The following is a 17,898-nucleotide window of genomic DNA, read 5'->3' on the forward strand; positions in this document are numbered from 1 at the left end:
CGCGCAGCGTGCGTCAGCCGCCTGTGTCGAGCGTGAAGCCGGCGTGACGGTCTTGCGCGAGCAGCGTCTTGAGCTGTTCCAGCGCCGGCTGCAGTTGAGCCTTCAGCGTGTAGGGCGGATTGATCAGGAACATGCCGCTGGCCGGCAGGCCGGGGCGCTTGGTGTCGCCGGTTTCGGTGGTCAGCAGCTTGCTGGACTTGACCGTCAGCGTGGCGTGCAGCCACGACTTGCCGGCCTTGGTCGCCATCGTCTTGAGGCGGCGTGGCAGGTCGTGTGCTTCGGGGCGCGGGATGATCGGATACCAGACGGCATAGGTGCCGGTGGCAAAACGTTTGAGCGATTCGCCCACGAGGTCGAGCACGCGGCCGTAGTCGCTCTTGATCTCGTAGCTGGGGTCGCACAGCAGCAGTGCGCGGCGCGAGGGCGGCGGCAGGAACTTGGTCGCGCTGCCGAAGCCGTCTTCGCTCAGCACGGCAATCTGGCGACCCGCTTCGAGCTGTGCGATGTTCGCGGCGAGCGTCCTGGAATCGGTCGGGTGCAGTTCGAACAGCTTGAGCTTGTCGTGGTCGCGCAGCAGATGCTGCGTGATGAAAGGCGAACCGGGGTAGATCTTGGCGCCGCCCTTCGGATTGAAGTCCTTGAGCACTTCGAGGTAGCGCGCCAGTGCGGGTGCCGGCTCGACGGCCAGCGGCACGGTGGGCGAGAGCAGTCGCAGCACCCCTTCGGCGGCTTCGCCGCTGGTGCCCGCGTAGTCGCCGTCCAGGCGGTAAAGGCCGGCGCCGGCATGGCTGTCGACCACCGTGAGGGCGGCATCTTTCTCGAGCATGTAGTCGAGCGTGGCAATCAGCACCAGGTGCTTGAGCACGTCGGCGTGGTTGCCGGCGTGGAAGGCGTGGCGGTAACTGAACATGCTGCGATATTACCCGGCGCGCGGGATGAAGGGGGCAATTTGCGTTGGTGACGCGTTCCTTTATATAATCGAGGGCTTCGCAGCGCATTTGTGGCCCCGCGGCGAAGTATGCCGGGCGCATGCCGTCCGGGGTGTCCCCACCTAAGAGATTCCCATCAGAGGAACGCCGACCGTGGAAAAGGGCCCGCCAAACCCTTCCCAGGAAGAAAAACTCATGACCAAAACGTTCAGCGCCAAGCCCGCTGACGTGACGCACGAGTGGTTTGTGATTGACGCGACCGACAAGGTCCTCGGACGAGTAGCCAGCGAAGTTGCTCTCCGTTTGCGCGGCAAACACAAGGCCATTTACACGCCTCACGTCGATACCGGTGACTTCATCGTCATCATCAACGCATCGCAACTCCGTGTCACCGGCGCCAAGTCGATCGACAAGGTGTACTACCGTCACTCGGGTTACCCGGGCGGCATCAGTGCCACCAACTTCCGCGACATGCAGAACAAGTTCCCGGGCCGCGCCCTGGAAAAGGCCGTCAAGGGCATGCTGCCCAAGGGCCCGCTGGGTTACGCCATGATCAAGAAGCTCAAGGTGTACGGCGGTGCGGAACATCCGCACACCGCGCAACAGCCCAAGGTTCTGGAAATCGCAGGTTTGTCCACCAACGCCCAACGTGAGGCCGCCAAATGATCGGTGAATGGAACAATGGCACCGGCCGTCGCAAATCCAGCGTCGCCCGTGTGTTCATCAAGAAGGGCACCGGCAAGATCACGGTCAATGGCAAGGACATCCAGGCCTATTTCGGCCGGGAAACTTCCATCATGATCGCCAAGCAACCGCTGTTCCTCACGAACAACGTCGAAACCTTCGACATCATGATCAACGTGGCCGGTGGCGGCGAATCGGGTCAAGCCGGCGCTGCGCGCCACGGCATCACCCGTGCCCTGATCGACTACGACGCAACGCTCAAGCCCGTCCTGAGCCAAGCCGGCTTCGTGACGCGCGATGCGCGTGAAGTCGAACGTAAGAAGGTCGGTCTGCATTCCGCACGCCGCCGCAAGCAGTTCTCCAAGCGCTGATCTTCGCCCAGGCGCGGGTCTTCGCTGCTGTGCTGCGAATATCCGCACTTCGGACGTTGCCGAAAGCCGCCCCTCCGGGCGGCTTTTGCTTTGTTGAAGTAGCATCTCTTCCATTGGCCGCACCTTCGGCCCACCCCTTACAGGAGTTCCGCCCATGAGCGCTGTTGCCGAAACCATCCAGACCCCCACCCAGATGCCGGAGCCGATCGTCTTCACCGACAGCGCGGCTGCCAAGGTGGCCGACCTGATCGCCGAAGAAGGCAATCCCGAGCTCAAGCTGCGCGTGTTCGTGCAGGGCGGCGGCTGCTCCGGCTTCCAGTACGGGTTCACCTTCGACGAGATCACCAACGAAGACGACACGACCATGACCAAGAACGGCGTGTCGCTGCTGATCGACGCGATGAGCTACCAGTACCTGCTGGGTGCCGAGATCGACTACAAGGAAGACCTGCAGGGCGCGCAGTTCGTGATCAAGAATCCGAACGCCACCAGCACCTGCGGCTGCGGTTCGAGCTTTTCCGCCTGACCTTCGCTTGCGACGCGCGCCCCGCATGGAATGCGCGCCGTCTCCGAAAACCGCCTGAGGGCGGTTTTTTTTCGCCTTTCACGTTCTTCGCGCCGCCATGGTTTCCGATTCCCAGGTCCTTCCTCTCGCCCCCGTCCGCAAAAGCCTTTTGTGGCTCGTGGCCGTTGCGTTCTTCATGCAGACGCTGGATGCGACCATCATCAACACCGCACTCCCGGCGATGGCTGCCAGCCTGGGCGAGAGCCCACTGCGCATGCAGTCGGTCATCGTGGCGTACGCGTTGACGATGGCCATGCTGATTCCGGCGTCGGGCTGGATTGCCGATCGCTTCGGCACGCGGCGGGTATTCTTCAGCGCCATCGTGCTCTTCACGCTCGGTTCGGTCGCCTGTGCCCTGTCCCATGGGCTGGGCCAACTGGTGGCCGCGCGGGTGGTGCAGGGCCTCGGTGGCGCGCTGTTGCTGCCGGTGGGGCGGCTGTCGCTGTTGCGCACGGTGCCGCGCAGCCAGTTCCTGCAGGCGATGAGCTTTGTGGCCATTCCGGGGCTCATCGGCCCGTTGCTGGGGCCGACGCTGGGTGGCTGGCTGGTGGAATACGCCTCCTGGCATTGGATCTTTCTGATCAACGTGCCGGTGGGTGTGCTGGGTTGCCTGGCGACCTTGCGGCTGATGCCGGACCTGCGTGGCGATGTGCGTCGGCGTTTCGACGGCGTCGGCTATGCGTTGCTGGCCTTCGGCATGGTCGCCATCTCGCTGTCGCTCGACGGGGTGGCCGAGGTCGGGTTGCGGCAGGTCAGCGTGCTGGTGCTCATCGTGTTCGGCTTCGCCTCCCTGGCGGCCTACTGGCTGCACGCCGGACGGCGCGCCGACCCGCTGTTCTCGCCCACGCTGTTCAAGGTGCCGACGCTGAGCATCGGGTTGATCGGCAACCTCTTCTCGCGCCTGGGCAGCGGTTGCATGCCTTTTCTGGTGCCGTTGCTGCTGCAGGTATCGATGGGCTACTCGCCGATGCGCGCGGGCCTCATGATGCTGCCGATCGCACTGGCCGGCATGCTCATGAAGCGCTTCACCACGCGGCTGATCCAGCGTTACGGCTACCGCAAGGTGCTGGTGGTCAACACCGCGCTGGTCGGACTCACCATGGCCAGCTTCTGCCTCACGGCGCCTGGCCAGCCGCTGGCGCTGCACATCCTGCAACTGCTGGCGTTCGGCGCGGTCAATTCGCTGCAGTTCACGGCCATGAACACGGTAACGCTGCGCGACCTCGATGCAGGCATGGCCAGCAGCGGCAACAGCCTGTTGTCGATGGTGCAGATGCTGGCCATGAGCATGGGCGTGGCGGCCGCCAGCGCGGTGCTGGGCGGCTACACCGGCATCTTCGGCAATGCCCAGCCACTGGACACGCTGCATGCGTTTCAGGCGACTTTCGCGACGATGGGGCTGATCACGCTGACCTCGGCGCTGATTTTCTGGAATCTGCCGCCGGACGCGCGGGCCGTGCAACCCAATCCGCCGGAGGTGTCGGGTCAGGGTTGAAGCGCGCTGCGCTCCTGCATGACGTCGATCAGGCGGGGTAAATCGCGCCGAGCACGCGTGCACCGCGTGCGCCGGTCACGCTGGCCAGGTTGCCGGGGGCGCGTTGCACCGCGGCGCGCGCCAGCCAGGCGAAGGCGGCAGCTTCCACCTGCTGTGGCGGCAGGCCGCGGTCGGCGGACGACAGCACCTCGATGCCGGGCAACAGTGCGCTCAGGCGCGCCATCAGATGCGTGTTGAAGGCCCCGCCGCCGCAGACGATCAACGCGCGGCTTTGCGGCGCATGGCGCAGCACGTCGGCCGCACAGGCGCGTGCCGTGAGTTCGGTGAGGGTGGCCTGCACGTCGATTGGCGCCAGGGCCGTGTCACCCAGCCGGGCCGCGAGCCAGGACGGATTGAACAGGTCGCGGCCGGTGCTTTTGGGGGGCGTCTTGGCCAGGAAGGGCTCGTCCATGAGGCGCGCCAGGAGCGCGGGTTGCACCGTGCCGCTCGCGGCCCAGCGGCCGGCCGTGTCGTAGGGCTGGCCCGTGTGCAGTTGGCACCAGTGGTCCATCAGGGCATTGCCAGGACCGCAGTCGAAGCCGCGCACCGGGCCGACGTCGTGCTCGCCGGTATCGCCCGTCGGTGGGAGCAGGCTCAGGTTCGAAATGCCGCCCACATTGAGCACGGCGACCGCCGCATCGGTTTGGCCGAACAGCGCTCGATGAAAAGCCGGCACCAGCGGCGCACCCTGGCCGCCTGCTGCGACGTCCCGGCTGCGGAAGTCGGCCACCACATCGATGCCGATGCGTTCGGCCAACAGGGCGGGATGGTTGAGCTGCAGGGTGTAGCCCGTGGTGTCGAATTCGCCCGGGCGGTGGCGCACGGTCTGGCCGTGTGCGCCAACGGCCTGGACATCCGCCGGTGCGAGCCCAGCCGCCGCCAGCAATTGCTGCACGACGTCGGCATAGACGCCAGCCAGGCCGTTGGCCGCCAGCGCGGCACGGTGAAGTTCGTTGTCGCCCGGTGTGTTCAGCGCGAGCAGTTCGGCACGCAGGTCGGGGGGGAAGGGCGCCGTGGCGTGATGCGTGACCGCGATGCAGCCGTCGGAAAAGTCGGCCAGCACGCCGTCGACGCCGTCGAGCGAGGTGCCCGACATCAGGCCGATGTAGCGTTCGGCAGCCATCAGGCGGGCGCGGGCCGGGCGCCGCTCAGTCGGCGCTGGCTTGGACGACCGAGAAGGCCGCGGCAAGTTCGGTGCGGGTGCTGCGGGCCAGGCGGTCGAAGGCCGGGCGTGCGGAGGCGCTGAGCGGCGAGCCACCGTCCTGCTTGGCGATGTTCGTCGGATCGGTGTAGGCGCCGTTCACGCGGAATTCGAAGTGCAGGTGCGGACCGGTGGCCCAGCCGGTGGCGCCGACCGCGCCGATGAACTGGCTCTGGCTGACGCTCTGGCCGGGCTTGACGTCGATGCGGCTCAGGTGCGCGTAGACGGTTTCCTGGTTGTTGCGGTGCTTGAGGATGATGATGTTGCCGTAGCCGTTCTGCTGGCCCGCGAACTCCACCACGCCATCACCCACGGCCCGCACGGCAGTGCCGGTCGGCGCGGCAAAGTCGACGCCGTTGTGCTTGCGCCAGGTGTTCATGATCGGATGCATGCGCATCGCAAAACCGCTGGAGATGCGCGAGAACTCCACGGGGGAGCTCAGGAACGCGCGCACCAGGCTGTCGCCGTTCGGGCGATAGTAGGCGCCTTTCTTGCCGGGCTCCTGGAACCACAGGGCCTGAAAGATCTTGCCGTCGTTCTCGAATTCGGCCGACAACACACGGCCGGTACGCAGCGACTGGCCGTCGGCGTCGAAGGTTTCGTAGACCACGGCAAAGCGATCGCCCTTGCGCAGCGTGCGGAAGTCCACGTCGCCCGCGAAAATATCGGCCAGCTGGCTGGCGACGGCGTCGGGGATGCGTGCATCGTCGGTGGCGGCGAACAGGGTGCTGCGCACCACGCCGCTGGCCAGCCGGCTCGACGTCGAGAGCGCGTCGTTTTCCGTGCGCACGGTGAAGCCCGTGCCGGCACGGCTGACGACCAGGCGCTTGAAGCTGCCATCGGCCGCAGGAATCCAGCGGGCGCTCAGGCGCTGCATGGTGTTGTCGCGGTCGGCTTCGGCCGTGACCGTACGGCCGGCGCGGCTCAGCAGGGCCGTGCGTGCTTCCGCATTGCCCCTGATGAACTCTGCTGCGGCCGGATCGGCGATGCCCAGGCGCTTGAGCAGCGCCTCGACCGTGTCGCTGGAGCGGGTGGTTTCCGTGCGGAACAGGGTGATGGCGTGGGCGTCGAGTGCCTCGGCCTGATCTTCGAAAGCCATCGGCTTGACGGCTTCGAGCACCTGTTGCACCGGCAGATTGGAGGCGTCGGGCCCCAGGGAGGCGACTGCAAACGCACCGCCGCCTGCGAACAGGAGCATCGCGCCAATGGCGCCTGCGATGTGCTTGGGGTACGTCCGGAAGGTATGGGCCACGCGGGAGGCTAGCAACTCCTCAGCGGCAAGAATGGCGTTGATCAACGTCTGAAGGTCCAAATTCGGTTCGGCAGATCTGTGCTGTAGGACCTCGAGCAACGAGGTGGCAGGACAGTGCGGAAGGCGCGCCGCTTAGAATCCGGCGCTTGAAATGTCGGGCTGAGTATAGCTTCGGCGACCCAAAAACAAGGCAAAAAGCCCAATGAATGCCGATCTCTTTACACAGCAAACCCTTTCCGACAGTGTAGGACGCGCCCTCGAAATCTCGTTACGGGGGACCGACGAGCTGCTGCCGCACGACGAATGGGTGCGCAAGCTGCAGCGCTCGGAAGCCACCGGCACGCCCCTGCGCATCAAGCTGGGGCTGGACCCGACCGCGCCCGATATCCACATCGGCCATACGGTGGTGCTCAACAAGATGCGCCAGTTGCAGGATCTCGGCCACACGGTGATTTTCCTGATCGGCGACTTCACGACCACCATCGGTGACCCGTCGGGGCGCGATTCGACCCGTCCGCCGCTCACGCGTGAGCAGATCGAGGCCAACGCCCAAACCTACTATCGGCAGGCCAGCCTGGTGTTGGACCCGGCCAAGACCGAAATCCGCTACAACTCCGAATGGAGTGACCCGCTGGGCGCCCGGGGTCTGATCCAGCTGGCATCCAGGTACACGGTGGCGCGGATGATGGAGCGCGACGATTTCACCAAGCGCTTCAAGGGCGGCCAGTCGATCGCGGTGCACGAATTCCTCTACCCGCTGATGCAGGGCTACGATTCCGTCGCGCTCAAGAGCGACCTGGAACTCGGCGGCACCGACCAGAAGTTCAACCTGCTGATGGGTCGCCACCTGCAGCAGGAATACGGCCAGGAACCGCAGTGCATCCTGACGATGCCGCTGCTCGAGGGCCTCGACGGCGTGCAGAAGATGTCCAAGAGCAAGGGCAACTACATCGCCGTGGCCGAGGAGCCGAATGCCATGTTCGCCAAGGTGCTGTCGATTTCAGACACGCTGATGTGGCGTTGGTACACGCTGCTGAGCTTCCGCTCGATTGAAGAGATCGCCGCGCTCAAGGCCGCGATCGAAGCGGGCGGCAACCCCAAGGAGGCCAAGGTGGCGCTGGCCAGGGAGATCACCACCCGCTTTCACAGTGCGGCGGCCGCAGATGCGGCCGAGCAGGATTTCGTCAACCGCAGCAAGGGCGGCGTGCCCGACGAGATTCCCGAGGTCATGCTGTCCGGCGCGCCGCTGGGCATTGCGCAGGTGCTCAAGCAGGCGGGATTGGCCGCATCGACGTCCGAAGGCAATCGATTGATCGACGGTGGCGGTGTGCGGGTCGACTCGACGGTGATCAGCGACAAGGGGTTGAAACTCTCCGACGGCTCCTATGTGGTGCAGGTCGGCAAGCGCAAGTTCGCGCGCGTGACGCTCGGCGCCTGAGCACCTCGGTTCCGGGGGGCCTCGGCGTCAGCGCACTTCGATGGTCACGCGCCGGTTGCGAGGTTCGTCGACGTTGTCGGCCGTCGGCACGGCCAGTTCACGTTCGCCCCGTCCCACGGCCTCGATCCGATTTGCCGGGAAGCCGCGTGCAATGAACAGCTGACGCACCTGCTGGGCACGCAGGAGCGACAGCGCGTCGTTTTGAGCGGCCATACCGGTCGTGTCGGTGTGGCCTGTCACCAGGATCTCGCCGCCGCTGCGGGCGAGCGCGGCCGACACCACGTCGGTCATGGTCTGGATCGAGGCGATCGTGAGCACCGTACCGCCTGTCTCGAAGAACACCGTGTAGCGCTGCGCGGGTGGCGGTGCCAGATCGAATAGTGCCGCGTTGTCGGCGCGCACCTGGGCCGGATCGGCCCGGTCCACCACCGGCGCACCGGTGGCGCGCGAGGAGGCAGTAGCGCGCTGGTAGGGCGTGTCGAGCGTTTCGCTGCCACCCTTGGCGCTCACGACCACGGCCGACGGGCGACCATCGGCCTGTGGTAGCAGGACCACGCGGGTGGCGGGCGGTGCGGCACAGGCGGCAAGCAGCGCAGCCAACGCCAGCAGGCCGAGGAGGCGAGGGTGGGTCATGGCTGGGGATCCGCCTGAACGATGAAATCGGTGCCGCGAATGCCGATCGTGGCCGTCTGCGTTTCGACGCGGATCGCCTCGGGATGGGTCTTGCCGATCAGGCCGGTGATCAGTCGCAGGGAGCCCTGTATCAGGGCGAGGAGCAGGCCGCCTTCCTGCGTGGTGGCGTCGAAGTGGTACTCCTTCACGTCGAGCCGCGAAGACGGGCCGACCATGAGCGTGGTGCCGTCGCGCATCACCACGCTGGCCCCGGCGTCCGGGCCGGTCACGATGCGGTCGATGGGGGCCAGCGCGTCGCCCGGACGCGCGGGGCGCGATGCGCCGACGCCGTCGAGCAGTTGCACGTCGCCGCGCACCGCCTTCACGATGCCCGCGTGAGGCGCCGGTGTGGCGGCGTTCTGCGCCCAGGCGCGGCCGCCGGCGAGTGCCAGCACACACAGTGCGACGCACGTTTTATTTCTCAAGATGGCGATCCTCGCTGAAAGTCAGGCGCAGCGATCTTACTTGGTCACGTATCGCGATAATCCGCTGCCGCAGGGCGTTCAATTTGCGCTGCGGCCCGCAAAGACCTTCGCCATGTCCTATTTTTCTCTTGCTTCCTGGAATCCGCGCGCGTTGCTGCGGCTCTCGATCGCGGTGGCTCTGCTGACCATCGTCCTCAAGGGCTGGGCCGGCGCCGTGACGCACTCCATGGGTCTGATCTCGGACGCCATGGAGTCTTTCGTCAACCTGGCCAGCGCGATGTTTGCCTTCGCCATGGTCACGATCGCGGCGCGCCCCGCGGACGACGACCATCCGTATGGGCATCACAAGGCCGAGTATTTTTCCTCGGGCTTCGAGGGCATCCTGATCATCGGCGCCGCGTTGGCCATCGTCTGGGTGGCGGTGCTGCGGCTGATGTCGCCGCAGCCGCTCGAGCAACTCGGCTGGGGGCTGGCGTTGTCGATCGTGAGCTCGGGCTTCAACGCGGCGCTTGCGCTGGTGCTGTTTCGCGCGGCACGCGCGCACCGTTCGATCGCCCTCGAAGCGGATGCGCGCCACCTGGTCACCGATGTATGGACCTCCGCCGGCGTGGTGATCGGCATCATCGCCGTGCATTTCACCGGCTGGCTCTGGCTTGATCCGCTGCTGGCCATCGGCGTGGCCCTCAACATCCTGCGCGAAGGTGCGGCCCTGGTGTGGCGCTCCTCCCAGGGCCTGATGGACGAGGCGCTCGAGCCCGAGGCGCTGGCGGTGCTCCAGGCGACGCTCGCCCGTTTCGCCGCACGGCCGGGCGACGGCGCGATGCTGCGCTTTGACGACCTGGTTACCCGCCGCGCCGGCCAGCGCCGCTTTGCCGATCTGCACATGCACGTGCCGGGCGAGTGGACACTCCAGCATGCCGCCGCCCTGCGCGATGAACTCGAACAGGCGCTCATGGACGAGGTCGACGGCCTGCGCGTGACCATCCAGCTGCTGCCTCTTAACCTGGAAGCGCGCGCCGTGCAATCCGCGGTGCGGGCCCGGCCGTGAAGGCGGTGATCCAGCGCGTGTGCGAGGCGCGCGTCGACATCGACGGCCAGACGGTCGGCGCCATCGGCGAAGGTCTCCTGGTGCTGCTGTGCGCAGAGCGTGGCGATACGGATGCCGTGGCCGACCGCCTGCTGGCCAAGCTGCTGAAGCTGCGCATCTTCGCCGACGACGCCGGCAAGATGAACCGCAGCGTGCAGGACGTGGGGGGTGGGCTGCTGGTGGTGAGCCAGTTCACGCTGGCGGCCGACGTGAGCGGTGGCAACCGGCCGAGCTTCACCCAGGCGGCCGCACCCGACGACGGACGCCGGCTGTACGACCACTTCGTGGCGCAGGCGCGCCGCACGCATCCGGTGGTTGCCACCGGCGTGTTCGCGGCCGACATGCAGGTGCACCTGGTCAACGACGGCCCGGTGACGATCCCGATGCAGATGAATTGAGGACGCAGCCATGTCCATCTACGACGAGCCCAAGGTCGATTGCCACAACCATGTCTTCGACCCGGCACGCTTCGCATACCGCGACGACACGCACTACCGTCCGGCCGGCCAGGAAACGGGTTCTGCCGCGCTCTTCCTGCAGGTGCTCGATGCCTATGGCGTGCAGCAGGCGCTGGTGGTCGGGCCGAATTCGGGCTACGGCAACGACAACCGCTGCCTGCTCGATGCCATCGCACAAGGGGCCGGCCGGCTCAAGGGCGTGGCCGTGGTGGACCACGACGCGAGCCTCCAGGTGCTGTCAGACCTGCAGGCCCAGGGCATCGTCGGCGTCGCTTTCAATCCGTCGTTCCTGGGCGTGGCGCACTACCTCGACAGCGGTCCGTTGCTCGACCGGCTGCAGCAGCTGGGCATGTTGCTGCAGGTGCAGGTCGAGCGCGACCAGTTGCCCGATCTGCTGCCGTTGCTGGACGCCGCGCCCAGCCTGCCCGTGCTGATCGACCACTGCGGCAAGCCCGAACCGCTTGCAGGCCTCCATCAGCCGGGCTTCGAGGCCCTGCTTGCGCTGGGCCGCAGCGGGCGGGCGGCCGTCAAGCTGTCGGGCTTTGCCAAGTTCTCGCACGAGCCGCATCCGCATGCCGACGTCTGGCCGTACGTGCGGGCGTTGGTGGAGGCGTTCACGCTCGACGCTTGCGTCTGGGGTTCCGACTGGCCCTACCTGCGCGCCACGCAGCGCATTGACTACGGCGCGCAACTCAAGCTGATCGAGCGGCTGTTCCCGGCCGCCGAGGACCGGCGAAAGCTGCTGTGGGACACGCCTGGACGGTGGTTCGGCTGGTCGCGCTGAGCCGCTGGCGGCTGGCGGCTGGCGGCTGGGGCTCGCTGGCCGCTGGCGCCGTCAGTACGGGTTGGCGATGCCCATGCGCGCCAGGATCTCGATTTCGCGCGCTTCCATTTCCTCGGCGTCTTCCTCGCCGGTTTCGTGGTCCCAGCCTTGCGCATGCAGCGCACCGTGCACCAGCAGATGTGCATAGTGCGCGGCGAGCGTCTTGCCTTGTTCTTCGGCCTCGCGCGCGACCACGGGGGCGCACAGCACCAGGTCGGCCATCACGATCGGGCTCTGCGTGTAGTCGAAGGTCAGCACGTTGGTCGCGTAGTCCTTGCCGCGGAATTCGCGGTTGAGCTGCTGGCCTTCCTCCGCGTCGACGATGCGCACGGTGATCTCGCCGTCGAGGTCCAGCGCATGGCGGATCCAGCGCGCGACGCTGTGCCGGGGCAGTGCGCTGCGGTGCGCGTCCACGCCCGCGAAGCGGCCGAACTGGAGCGACAGGGTCAGGTCGGGCAGGGCCATGTCAGAGCGCGTCCGATCGGGCGTCCGCGCGCTTGCGGCGGCCGTCGTAGGCATCGACGATGCGTGCCACCAACGGATGGCGCACCACGTCGACGCTGGTGAATTGGGTGATCGCGATGCCCTTGACCCGGCGCAGCACACGCTCGGCGTCGATCAGACCGCTGAGCTGGGTCTTGGGCAGGTCGATCTGGCTCACGTCGCCCGTCACCACCGCCTTGGCACCGAAGCCGATGCGCGTGAGGAACATCTTCATCTGCTCGGGCGTGGTGTTCTGCGCCTCGTCGAGGATCACGAAGGCGTTGTTGAGCGTGCGACCGCGCATGAAGGCCAGCGGCGCGATCTCCAGCGCATTGCGCTCGAAGGCCTTCTGCACTTTTTCATAGCCCATCAGGTCGTAGAGCGCGTCGTAGAGCGGGCGCAGGTAGGGGTCGACTTTCTGCGTGAGGTCCCCCGGCAGGAAGCCCAGGCGCTCGCCGGCTTCCACCGCCGGCCGCGTGAGCACGATGCGCTGCACGGCCGCACGCTCGAGCGCGTCGACCGCACAGGCCACCGCGAGGTAGGTCTTGCCGGTGCCCGCCGGGCCGATGCCGAAAGTGATGTCGTGGCTTGCGATGTTCTGAAGGTAGGCCGATTGGGTGGGCGTGCGCGCGCGCAGTTCGGCGCGGCGCGTGACCAGCATCGGGCCGGCCTCGCCGTCGTCGGTCATGCCCGAATCGCTGGCCAGCGTGAGTTGCACCACGGCCGGGTCGATCGGCCGCTCGGCCAGCTCGTAGAGCGCCTGCAGCACCTCGATCGCCTGGTGGGCGATGGCCTTGGGCCCGTCGACCTTGAACTGCTCGTGGCGGTGCGCGATGCTCACGCCCAGCGTGTCCTCGATGCGGCGCAGGTGGGCGTCCATCGGCCCGCACAGGTGGCCCAGGCGCGCGTTGTTGAGGGGCGTGAAGGTGTGGCGAACGATCAAAGGATAATTCCGGCTCTTGAGAAGGGACACCCATGATAGGCAAATTGACCGGAACGCTCGCCGAACGCAACCCACCGCAGGTGGTCGTGGACTGCAACGGCGTCGGCTATGAGGTCGACGTGCCGATGAGCACCTTCTACAACCTGCCGCATACCGGCGAGCGTGTGTCGCTGCTCACGCACTTCGTGGTGCGCGAGGATGCCCAGATTCTCTACGGTTTCGGCACCCACGAGGAGCGTGCGGCCTTCCGCCAGCTCATCAAGATCTCGGGCGTGGGCCCGCGCATGGCGCTCGGCGTGCTCTCGGGGCTGAGCGTGAGCGAGCTCGCGCAGATCGTGACGCTGCAGGACGCGGGCCGGCTGGTGAAGATTCCCGGCATCGGCAAGAAGACCGCCGAGCGCCTGCTGCTCGAACTCAAGGGCAAGCTGGGCGCCGACATCGCGTTGCCGGCCCATGCCGCCAGTGACGCACAGGGCGACATCCTGCAGGCCCTGGTCGCGCTGGGCTACAGCGACAAGGAGGCTGCACTGGCGCTCAAGGCGCTGCCCAAGGACGTGGGCGTGAGCGAGGGCATCAAGCTGGCGCTGAAGGCTCTCGCGAAATGACCCCGGTGCCGCCGCCGCGTCCTCTTCAGGCGCTGGCGCGGCGCCTGGGCACCTGGCGCGACCATGTCGACCCGACCGCTGATTCGCCCGAGGGCAACGCCTGGCTGCTGCGGATCGCGGCCATTGCCATGGTGCCCCTCCTGCTGGCCTATGCGGGCGCCGGCGCGGTGTACGGGTGCTTGCCGCTGCTGACGCCTGTGGGCTTCATCGACATGCCTGGCGCTTGTGCATGGCTGGTGGTGATCGCCACGCTGGCGATCGCGCTGGCGCTCGTTGACTGGCTGGCCGGGGGCGATCGCCGCCCGCCGCCGCCCGGCCCGCGCACCGTGACCACCACGCACACCCTCTGGCGGGCGCCCGGTCGGCCGCTGCGCCGGGTCGAAGTGAAGACCACCTTGCCGCCAGCGGCGGCGCCCGTGGCGTTCTCGTTCTACCAGCGCTTGCGTGCCTGCAGTCTGCTGGTCGCAGCGATCGCACTCGCGTCGGCGCTGGCGGGGCGCGCGTTGCTGGCTCTGGGCATGCAGCCGGTGTCGTGGGCCAGCGGACTCGCGCCGCGCGCGGAGTGGCCGCTCTATCCGCTGCAATGGGTTTGGCCGTGGCTGCTGCCGCTGGCCAACGATCACTTCGGGCTGGGGTTGATGGGCGCGGGGGGTGCCCTGCTCGCGCTGGCTTACTTTCTGTCGTGGCGCAAGGTCAAGGGCGCCTGGCTGCCCTTTGCGCTGATCGTGCCGCTGCTGGTGGTGTTGAGCCACCTCGGCTCCGCAGCCTACGATTTCGCCGCAGCGCGCGGGCTGGGCGGCCTGCATGACGAGGCGCTGGTCCAGGCATTGGCGCAGGACCCGGGGCGCCACAACGTCTATACGTTCCTGGGGCTGTGGATTGCCATCGGGTTTGCCAGCGTCGGCATGGTCACCGGGCTGGTACTGGGGCGCTCCGGATTCCTGTCCGACGACTGAATCCAGAGTGCATTGCCGCGCCGGCCGTCAGAGCACCCACCAATAGCGCAGCACATGAAAGTAGACCGGCGCGGCGAAGATCACCGAGTCGAGCCTGTCGAGCATGCCGCCGTGGCCTTCGATCATCGTGCCCCAGTCCTTGACACCGCGGTCGCGTTTGATGGCCGACATCACCAGGCCGCCGAAGAAGCCCATCATGCAGACGGTGAAGGCAAGCAGGCCAGCCTGCCAGGGGGTGAAGGGCGTGGCCCAGTAGAGCGCTGCACCCAGCAGGGTGGCGCTGGCGACGCCGCCGATCAGGCCTTCCCAGGTCTTGGAGGGCGAGAGCTCCGGTGCGACCTTGCGCTTGCCCAGCAGCTTGCCCCAGACGTACTGCAGCACGTCGCTGCCCTGCACCACGATCACCAGGAAGGCGATCAGCAGCAGGTTGCGTCCTTCGAAACCGGGGATCTGCAGCGTGAGCAGCGCAGGCACGTGGCTGATGCAGAACACGCAGATCATCAGGCCCCACTGGATCTTGGAGGTGCGCTCCAGAAAGCGGCGTGTGTCGCCTCCGACCACCGACAGGATCGGCAGAACCAGGAAGGCGTAGACCGGAATGAAGATCGCGTACAGCCCGTACCAGTCGATCCAGATCAGGAAATACTGCACCGGCAACCCGATGAAGAAGGCCACCGCGATGGCGGCATGGTCGCCCCGGCGCGTGTAGGCCAGGCTCATGAATTCGCGCAGCGCATAGAACGAGATCAGGTAGAAGAGCACGATCACGCCGCCCTTGCCGAAGGCGAAGGCCAGGCCGATGACCGCCACCATCACCCACCAGGCGTTCACGCGCGCATTGAGGTTGTCGATGACGGTGTGCGGCTGCCCGTGCGCCACGCGCCACTTCAGCAGCCAGCCGATGGCCGACGCGAGGACCAGCACGGCGGCAACGCCGCCGAAGAGCATGAAGGTGGTGTGGGTGGACGATGCGGTGTTCATGGGCTCAGTCCTCGGCCTTGTCGTAGTCGGGCCGCAGGTCGAGCATCGCAGCGCGGGCGCGGGTCATGAAGCTGGTCTTGTCCTCGCCGTCGGATAGCACCAGCGGCGCACCGTAGCGCACGGTGCAGGCCAGCGGGATCGGTACCAGCTTGCCCTTGGGCAGCACGCGCTGGAGGTTCTCGATCCAGACGGGCACCAAGCGCACCTGCGGGCAGGCGCGTGCCAGATGGTAGAGCCCGCTCTTGAGCGGCAGCAGCACCTCTTCGCCCGTGTTGCGCGTGCCTTCGGGGAACATGATGAGCGAGTCGCCCGCGTTCAGTGCTTCGGTCATCTGATCGACAGGATTGCTGGCGGGGGCCTGCGGGCTCGCGGCGCCGTCGCGCCGGATCATCAGCGCATTGAACACGTCCTGGCCGATGAAATGCCGCAACCGCGAGGCTTCCCAGTAGTCCTGGCCGGCCACCGGGCAAGTGCGCGCGCGCAGGTCGGGCGGCAACGTGGCCCACAGGAGCACGAAGTCGCCATGGCTGGTGTGGTTGGCGAAATAGAGCGTCTGATCGGCCTTCGGGCCGGTGCCTGCCCAGAGTGCTCGCACGCCGGTGAGCAGGCGCGCGGCGGTGACGATGAGCCAGGCGACCGCCACCGCGGCGACTTTGCGCAGGTCCGGATGCATCAGGGCGTTGGATTTCATTGGAGATCCTGGGTGAGCAGCGCCAGCAGGAACAAGGCGCTCTGGCAGACCACGGCGATGCCGTGGCGGCGCATCAGGTGGCGTGCGCCGACCACACGGGCGTCGAGCGCGCGTGGTGTCGCGGGTGCTTGGCTCACCTCCAGCACGCCAAGCCGGTGCAGCGCGCCGTCCAGTGAGGCCAGCGAGGGCAGGGTGCCTTGCGCCAGCGCATCGAACAGGCCGATGTCCAGCCGGATCCGCAACGCAAGATAGCGCTCGAGCACGCCGACGATGACCACGGCGCCAAAGCCCATGCAGGACGTCAGCGACAGCGAGCGACCGGTGAGGGCGAGCACCGTCATCGAAATGCCGCTGAGGGCGAGGCCCCAGGCGGCGATGGTGCCCGAGGCGCGCAGCAGGCTGGCGGTGGCGGTGCAGAAGGCGCGGTCGTTGTCGGTCATGGGGTTTCCGTGGCAGCGTGTCAGGCCGAATGCGGTCGGGCAATGCGGGTCAGCAAGTTGCGCCAGGCGGGGCGCAACACGATCTGCGGCCGTGCACTGCGCACCTGCGCCTCGGCGGCCGCCAGGCTGGCGGGGCCGCCATGCAGATGCAGCCAGCCGACGGTGACCGCGGCGCTGCGCGAGAAGCCGAGTGCGCAGCAGACCCACACTTCGCGGGCCGGATGGGCGCGCCGCTGGCCGTCCACCAACTCGATCGCGCGCTGCAGCCGAGCCCGCGACGGCACAACCAGATCGAGCATCGGCACGCAACGCGCATCGGCCGCGCGCGGCGGCTGCAGTTCGGCACACAGGCTCACCAGCCGGGGCTGGCCGGCCGCCAGCCATTCGGCCTGCGTGGGTAGCCGGCCCAGCCGCAGGCCCGGCGCCACGCTGACCGATGCCGGCAGGCGCCGGGTCCAGGCCCATGCATTGAGTGTGGCCGCAGCCCGATAAGGCGCATAGAGCCAGCGTGCCGCCCAGCGCATGCGGCCGTGCACGTCCATCTGGAAGCCCCGCGCGCCGAAGCCGAGGTAATTCAGTGCCACCAGTCCCAGCGAGGCCGCCGGCCAGCCCAGCCACAGCGCCAGGCCGCCCCACCTGAGCGCCACGGCCAGGCACAGCGCTGCGCCGCTCGCATAGGCGAGCGCGAGCTTCCAGCGCGACGGCTCGGCCGTGAACCGCCAGCCGCGCGGCAGCGAGACCACGCGCTCGAGCGGCCAGAGCCACACGCACAACAGCCCCAGCAGCGCGCCCGTCGGGATGTCGATGAAGTGGTGCTGCCAGGTGGTGAGCACCGACGCGCAGATGGCAAACGCCCACACATGCAGCACCGCCCGCGCCCAGCGTGCGGCGAGCAGGCGCCGGTAGAAGTCCCACAGGATCACGGCCAGCGCGATGTGCAGCGACGGCGCCTGGTTGAACGGTTTGTCGAAGCCGCGCAGCGCGTCGAACAGGAACGCGGGCGCGCCTTCGACCACCGGTTGCCCAAAGCTGAAACGCAGCGGCCAGATCAGGAAACAAGTGACGGCAATGACGGTGGCGGTCAGCAGTCGCCAGGCATGGCGGTCGAGCGTGTGGCGGTCGCGTGCGAGAAAGAGCGACAGCGCATAGAAGGCATTGATGGTCCAGTACGGAAAGATCGTCCAGGGCCAGAAGGGGATCTGCCGCTCCCACCCGAAGGCCAGCGTCGGCACCTGGGGGCGCGATGCCGCCCACCAGGTCGCGAATCCGTAGGTGGCGTAGAACAGCGGGCCGAGCAGCAGCAGCCAGGCGGCGGCACGCTGCCACGGTCGGTGTCGGGCGGGCGCCTGCATCGCAGCGT

Annotated in this window: 21 protein-coding genes; 10 read left to right on the forward strand and 11 right to left on the reverse strand. The window is 67.3% G+C overall.

Translation table 11 applies throughout. The features are described from left to right. Nucleotides 1-13 precede the first annotated feature (13 nt). The gene (locus J2W36_RS02580) at nucleotides 14-910 is read right to left on the reverse strand and encodes a 23S rRNA (adenine(2030)-N(6))-methyltransferase RlmJ (protein ID WP_307688108.1); all 897 of its coding nucleotides are present in this window, start codon (nucleotides 908-910) and stop codon (nucleotides 14-16) included. Nucleotides 911-1,124: 214 nt separating this feature from the next. On the opposite strand from J2W36_RS02580, the gene rplM reads away from it, so the two are divergent. The 4 genes from rplM (at nucleotide 1,125) to mdtD (ending at nucleotide 4,044) form a co-directional block, all read left to right on the forward strand. After that, the gene (gene rplM / locus J2W36_RS02585; RefSeq protein WP_307688425.1) at nucleotides 1,125-1,595 is read left to right on the forward strand and encodes a 50S ribosomal protein L13; all 471 of its coding nucleotides are present in this window, start codon (nucleotides 1,125-1,127) and stop codon (nucleotides 1,593-1,595) included. Further along, nucleotides 1,592-1,984, forward strand: coding sequence for a 30S ribosomal protein S9 (rpsI, locus tag J2W36_RS02590; protein ID WP_183027376.1), 393 nt, complete (start codon nucleotides 1,592-1,594; stop codon nucleotides 1,982-1,984). Before rplM ends, rpsI begins: the two co-directional genes overlap by 4 nt. A gap of 154 nt (nucleotides 1,985-2,138) precedes the next feature. Continuing rightward, a complete protein-coding gene (erpA, locus tag J2W36_RS02595; RefSeq protein ID WP_307688109.1) occupies nucleotides 2,139-2,510 on the forward strand; it encodes an iron-sulfur cluster insertion protein ErpA in 372 nt (123 codons plus the stop codon). Nucleotides 2,511-2,607: 97 nt separating this feature from the next. After that, the gene (gene mdtD / locus J2W36_RS02600) at nucleotides 2,608-4,044 is read left to right on the forward strand and encodes a multidrug transporter subunit MdtD (protein WP_307688110.1); all 1,437 of its coding nucleotides are present in this window, start codon (nucleotides 2,608-2,610) and stop codon (nucleotides 4,042-4,044) included. A 28-nt stretch (nucleotides 4,045-4,072) separates the two neighbouring features. Here mdtD and J2W36_RS02605 read toward each other — a convergent pair whose 3' ends face one another. Continuing rightward, nucleotides 4,073-5,206, reverse strand: a complete 1,134-nt coding sequence (locus J2W36_RS02605) for an anhydro-N-acetylmuramic acid kinase (RefSeq protein WP_307688111.1) — start codon at nucleotides 5,204-5,206, stop codon at nucleotides 4,073-4,075. Between the two features lie 25 nt (nucleotides 5,207-5,231). Then, on the reverse strand, nucleotides 5,232-6,581 hold the full coding sequence (locus tag J2W36_RS02610) for a M23 family metallopeptidase (RefSeq protein WP_307688112.1): 1,350 nt from the start codon (nucleotides 6,579-6,581) through the stop codon (nucleotides 5,232-5,234). Between the two features lie 157 nt (nucleotides 6,582-6,738). Between J2W36_RS02610 and tyrS the strand changes: the two genes are divergently transcribed. Further along, a complete protein-coding gene (gene tyrS, locus J2W36_RS02615) occupies nucleotides 6,739-7,974 on the forward strand; it encodes a tyrosine--tRNA ligase (RefSeq protein WP_307688113.1) in 1,236 nt (411 codons plus the stop codon). 27 nt (nucleotides 7,975-8,001) lie between these two features. Here tyrS and J2W36_RS02620 read toward each other — a convergent pair whose 3' ends face one another. Both J2W36_RS02620 and J2W36_RS02625 read right to left on the reverse strand, forming a co-directional pair. Beyond that, entirely contained in the window at nucleotides 8,002-8,607 is a 606-nt protein-coding gene (locus tag J2W36_RS02620) for an OmpA family protein (protein ID WP_307688114.1), read from the reverse strand. Further along, entirely contained in the window at nucleotides 8,604-9,071 is a 468-nt protein-coding gene (locus J2W36_RS02625) for a FecR family protein (RefSeq protein WP_307688115.1), read from the reverse strand. Before J2W36_RS02625 ends, J2W36_RS02620 begins: the two co-directional genes overlap by 4 nt. 112 nt (nucleotides 9,072-9,183) lie before the next feature. Between J2W36_RS02625 and J2W36_RS02630 the strand changes: the two genes are divergently transcribed. The 3 genes from J2W36_RS02630 to J2W36_RS02640 are packed head-to-tail and all read left to right on the forward strand — an operon-like array spanning nucleotide 9,184 to nucleotide 11,400. Next, entirely contained in the window at nucleotides 9,184-10,119 is a 936-nt protein-coding gene (locus tag J2W36_RS02630) for a cation diffusion facilitator family transporter (protein WP_307688116.1), read from the forward strand. Further along, nucleotides 10,116-10,556 carry a D-aminoacyl-tRNA deacylase gene (gene dtd / locus J2W36_RS02635; protein WP_307688117.1) on the forward strand — a complete coding sequence of 147 codons (441 nt, stop codon included), beginning with the start codon at nucleotides 10,116-10,118 and terminating at the stop codon, nucleotides 10,554-10,556. Before J2W36_RS02630 ends, dtd begins: the two co-directional genes overlap by 4 nt. 10 nt (nucleotides 10,557-10,566) lie before the next feature. Next, nucleotides 10,567-11,400, forward strand: a complete 834-nt coding sequence (locus J2W36_RS02640; protein ID WP_307688118.1) for an amidohydrolase family protein — start codon at nucleotides 10,567-10,569, stop codon at nucleotides 11,398-11,400. A gap of 51 nt (nucleotides 11,401-11,451) precedes the next feature. Here the strand turns inward: J2W36_RS02640 and ybeY are convergent, their stop codons facing one another. Both ybeY and J2W36_RS02650 read right to left on the reverse strand, forming a co-directional pair. Next, nucleotides 11,452-11,904, reverse strand: coding sequence for an rRNA maturation RNase YbeY (ybeY, locus tag J2W36_RS02645; protein WP_307688119.1), 453 nt, complete (start codon nucleotides 11,902-11,904; stop codon nucleotides 11,452-11,454). 1 nt (nucleotide 11,905) lies between these two features. Continuing rightward, nucleotides 11,906-12,865: a PhoH family protein gene (locus J2W36_RS02650; protein ID WP_307688120.1), complete on the reverse strand. Its 960-nt coding sequence runs from the start codon at nucleotides 12,863-12,865 to the stop codon at nucleotides 11,906-11,908. 32 nt (nucleotides 12,866-12,897) lie between these two features. Here J2W36_RS02650 and ruvA point away from each other — a divergent pair, with 32 nt between their 5' ends. Beyond that, a complete protein-coding gene (gene ruvA / locus J2W36_RS02655) occupies nucleotides 12,898-13,470 on the forward strand; it encodes a Holliday junction branch migration protein RuvA (RefSeq protein ID WP_307688121.1) in 573 nt (190 codons plus the stop codon). After that, a complete protein-coding gene (locus J2W36_RS02660; protein WP_307688122.1) occupies nucleotides 13,467-14,426 on the forward strand; it encodes a hypothetical protein in 960 nt (319 codons plus the stop codon). Before ruvA ends, J2W36_RS02660 begins: the two co-directional genes overlap by 4 nt. Nucleotides 14,427-14,453: 27 nt before the next feature. Here J2W36_RS02660 and J2W36_RS02665 read toward each other — a convergent pair whose 3' ends face one another. Genes J2W36_RS02665 through J2W36_RS02680 form a run of 4 tightly spaced genes read right to left on the reverse strand, consistent with a single transcriptional unit; the run spans nucleotide 14,454 to nucleotide 17,890 of the window. Next, a complete protein-coding gene (locus J2W36_RS02665) occupies nucleotides 14,454-15,407 on the reverse strand; it encodes a phosphatidate cytidylyltransferase (RefSeq protein ID WP_307688123.1) in 954 nt (317 codons plus the stop codon). Nucleotides 15,408-15,411: 4 nt separating this feature from the next. Next, on the reverse strand, nucleotides 15,412-16,098 hold the full coding sequence (locus tag J2W36_RS02670) for a lysophospholipid acyltransferase family protein (protein ID WP_370869245.1): 687 nt from the start codon (nucleotides 16,096-16,098) through the stop codon (nucleotides 15,412-15,414). Then, nucleotides 16,095-16,538, reverse strand: a complete 444-nt coding sequence (locus J2W36_RS02675; RefSeq protein ID WP_307688124.1) for a hypothetical protein — start codon at nucleotides 16,536-16,538, stop codon at nucleotides 16,095-16,097. The genes J2W36_RS02670 and J2W36_RS02675 overlap by 4 nt, the downstream gene beginning before the upstream one ends. Nucleotides 16,539-16,558: 20 nt before the next feature. After that, nucleotides 16,559-17,890, reverse strand: coding sequence for a phosphatase PAP2/dual specificity phosphatase family protein (locus J2W36_RS02680; RefSeq protein ID WP_307688125.1), 1,332 nt, complete (start codon nucleotides 17,888-17,890; stop codon nucleotides 16,559-16,561). Nucleotides 17,891-17,898 lie beyond the last annotated feature (8 nt).

It is taken from the genome of Variovorax ginsengisoli, assembly GCF_030811835.1.
Taxonomy (GTDB): domain Bacteria; phylum Pseudomonadota; class Gammaproteobacteria; order Burkholderiales; family Burkholderiaceae_C; genus Variovorax; species Variovorax ginsengisoli_C.

Excerpts from the sequence above, each read along its gene's own strand:
- J2W36_RS02580 (WP_307688108.1), bottom strand. The coding sequence starts at position 910 with ATGTTCAGTTACCGCCACGCCTTCCACGCCGGCAACCACGCCGACGTG.
- rplM (WP_307688425.1), top strand. The coding sequence starts at position 1,125 with ATGACCAAAACGTTCAGCGCCAAGCCCGCTGACGTGACGCACGAGTGG.
- rpsI (WP_183027376.1), top strand. The coding sequence starts at position 1,592 with ATGATCGGTGAATGGAACAATGGCACCGGCCGTCGCAAATCCAGCGTC.
- erpA (WP_307688109.1), top strand. The coding sequence starts at position 2,139 with ATGAGCGCTGTTGCCGAAACCATCCAGACCCCCACCCAGATGCCGGAG.
- mdtD (WP_307688110.1), top strand. The coding sequence starts at position 2,608 with ATGGTTTCCGATTCCCAGGTCCTTCCTCTCGCCCCCGTCCGCAAAAGC.
- J2W36_RS02605 (WP_307688111.1), bottom strand. The coding sequence starts at position 5,206 with ATGGCTGCCGAACGCTACATCGGCCTGATGTCGGGCACCTCGCTCGAC.
- tyrS (WP_307688113.1), top strand. The coding sequence starts at position 6,739 with ATGAATGCCGATCTCTTTACACAGCAAACCCTTTCCGACAGTGTAGGA.
- J2W36_RS02620 (WP_307688114.1), bottom strand. The coding sequence starts at position 8,607 with ATGACCCACCCTCGCCTCCTCGGCCTGCTGGCGTTGGCTGCGCTGCTT.
- J2W36_RS02630 (WP_307688116.1), top strand. The coding sequence starts at position 9,184 with ATGTCCTATTTTTCTCTTGCTTCCTGGAATCCGCGCGCGTTGCTGCGG.
- J2W36_RS02640 (WP_307688118.1), top strand. The coding sequence starts at position 10,567 with ATGTCCATCTACGACGAGCCCAAGGTCGATTGCCACAACCATGTCTTC.
- ybeY (WP_307688119.1), bottom strand. The coding sequence starts at position 11,904 with ATGGCCCTGCCCGACCTGACCCTGTCGCTCCAGTTCGGCCGCTTCGCG.
- ruvA (WP_307688121.1), top strand. The coding sequence starts at position 12,898 with ATGATAGGCAAATTGACCGGAACGCTCGCCGAACGCAACCCACCGCAG.
- J2W36_RS02660 (WP_307688122.1), top strand. The coding sequence starts at position 13,467 with ATGACCCCGGTGCCGCCGCCGCGTCCTCTTCAGGCGCTGGCGCGGCGC.
- J2W36_RS02665 (WP_307688123.1), bottom strand. The coding sequence starts at position 15,407 with ATGAACACCGCATCGTCCACCCACACCACCTTCATGCTCTTCGGCGGC.
- J2W36_RS02670 (WP_370869245.1), bottom strand. The coding sequence starts at position 16,098 with ATGAAATCCAACGCCCTGATGCATCCGGACCTGCGCAAAGTCGCCGCG.
- J2W36_RS02675 (WP_307688124.1), bottom strand. The coding sequence starts at position 16,538 with ATGACCGACAACGACCGCGCCTTCTGCACCGCCACCGCCAGCCTGCTG.
- J2W36_RS02680 (WP_307688125.1), bottom strand. The coding sequence starts at position 17,890 with ATGCAGGCGCCCGCCCGACACCGACCGTGGCAGCGTGCCGCCGCCTGG.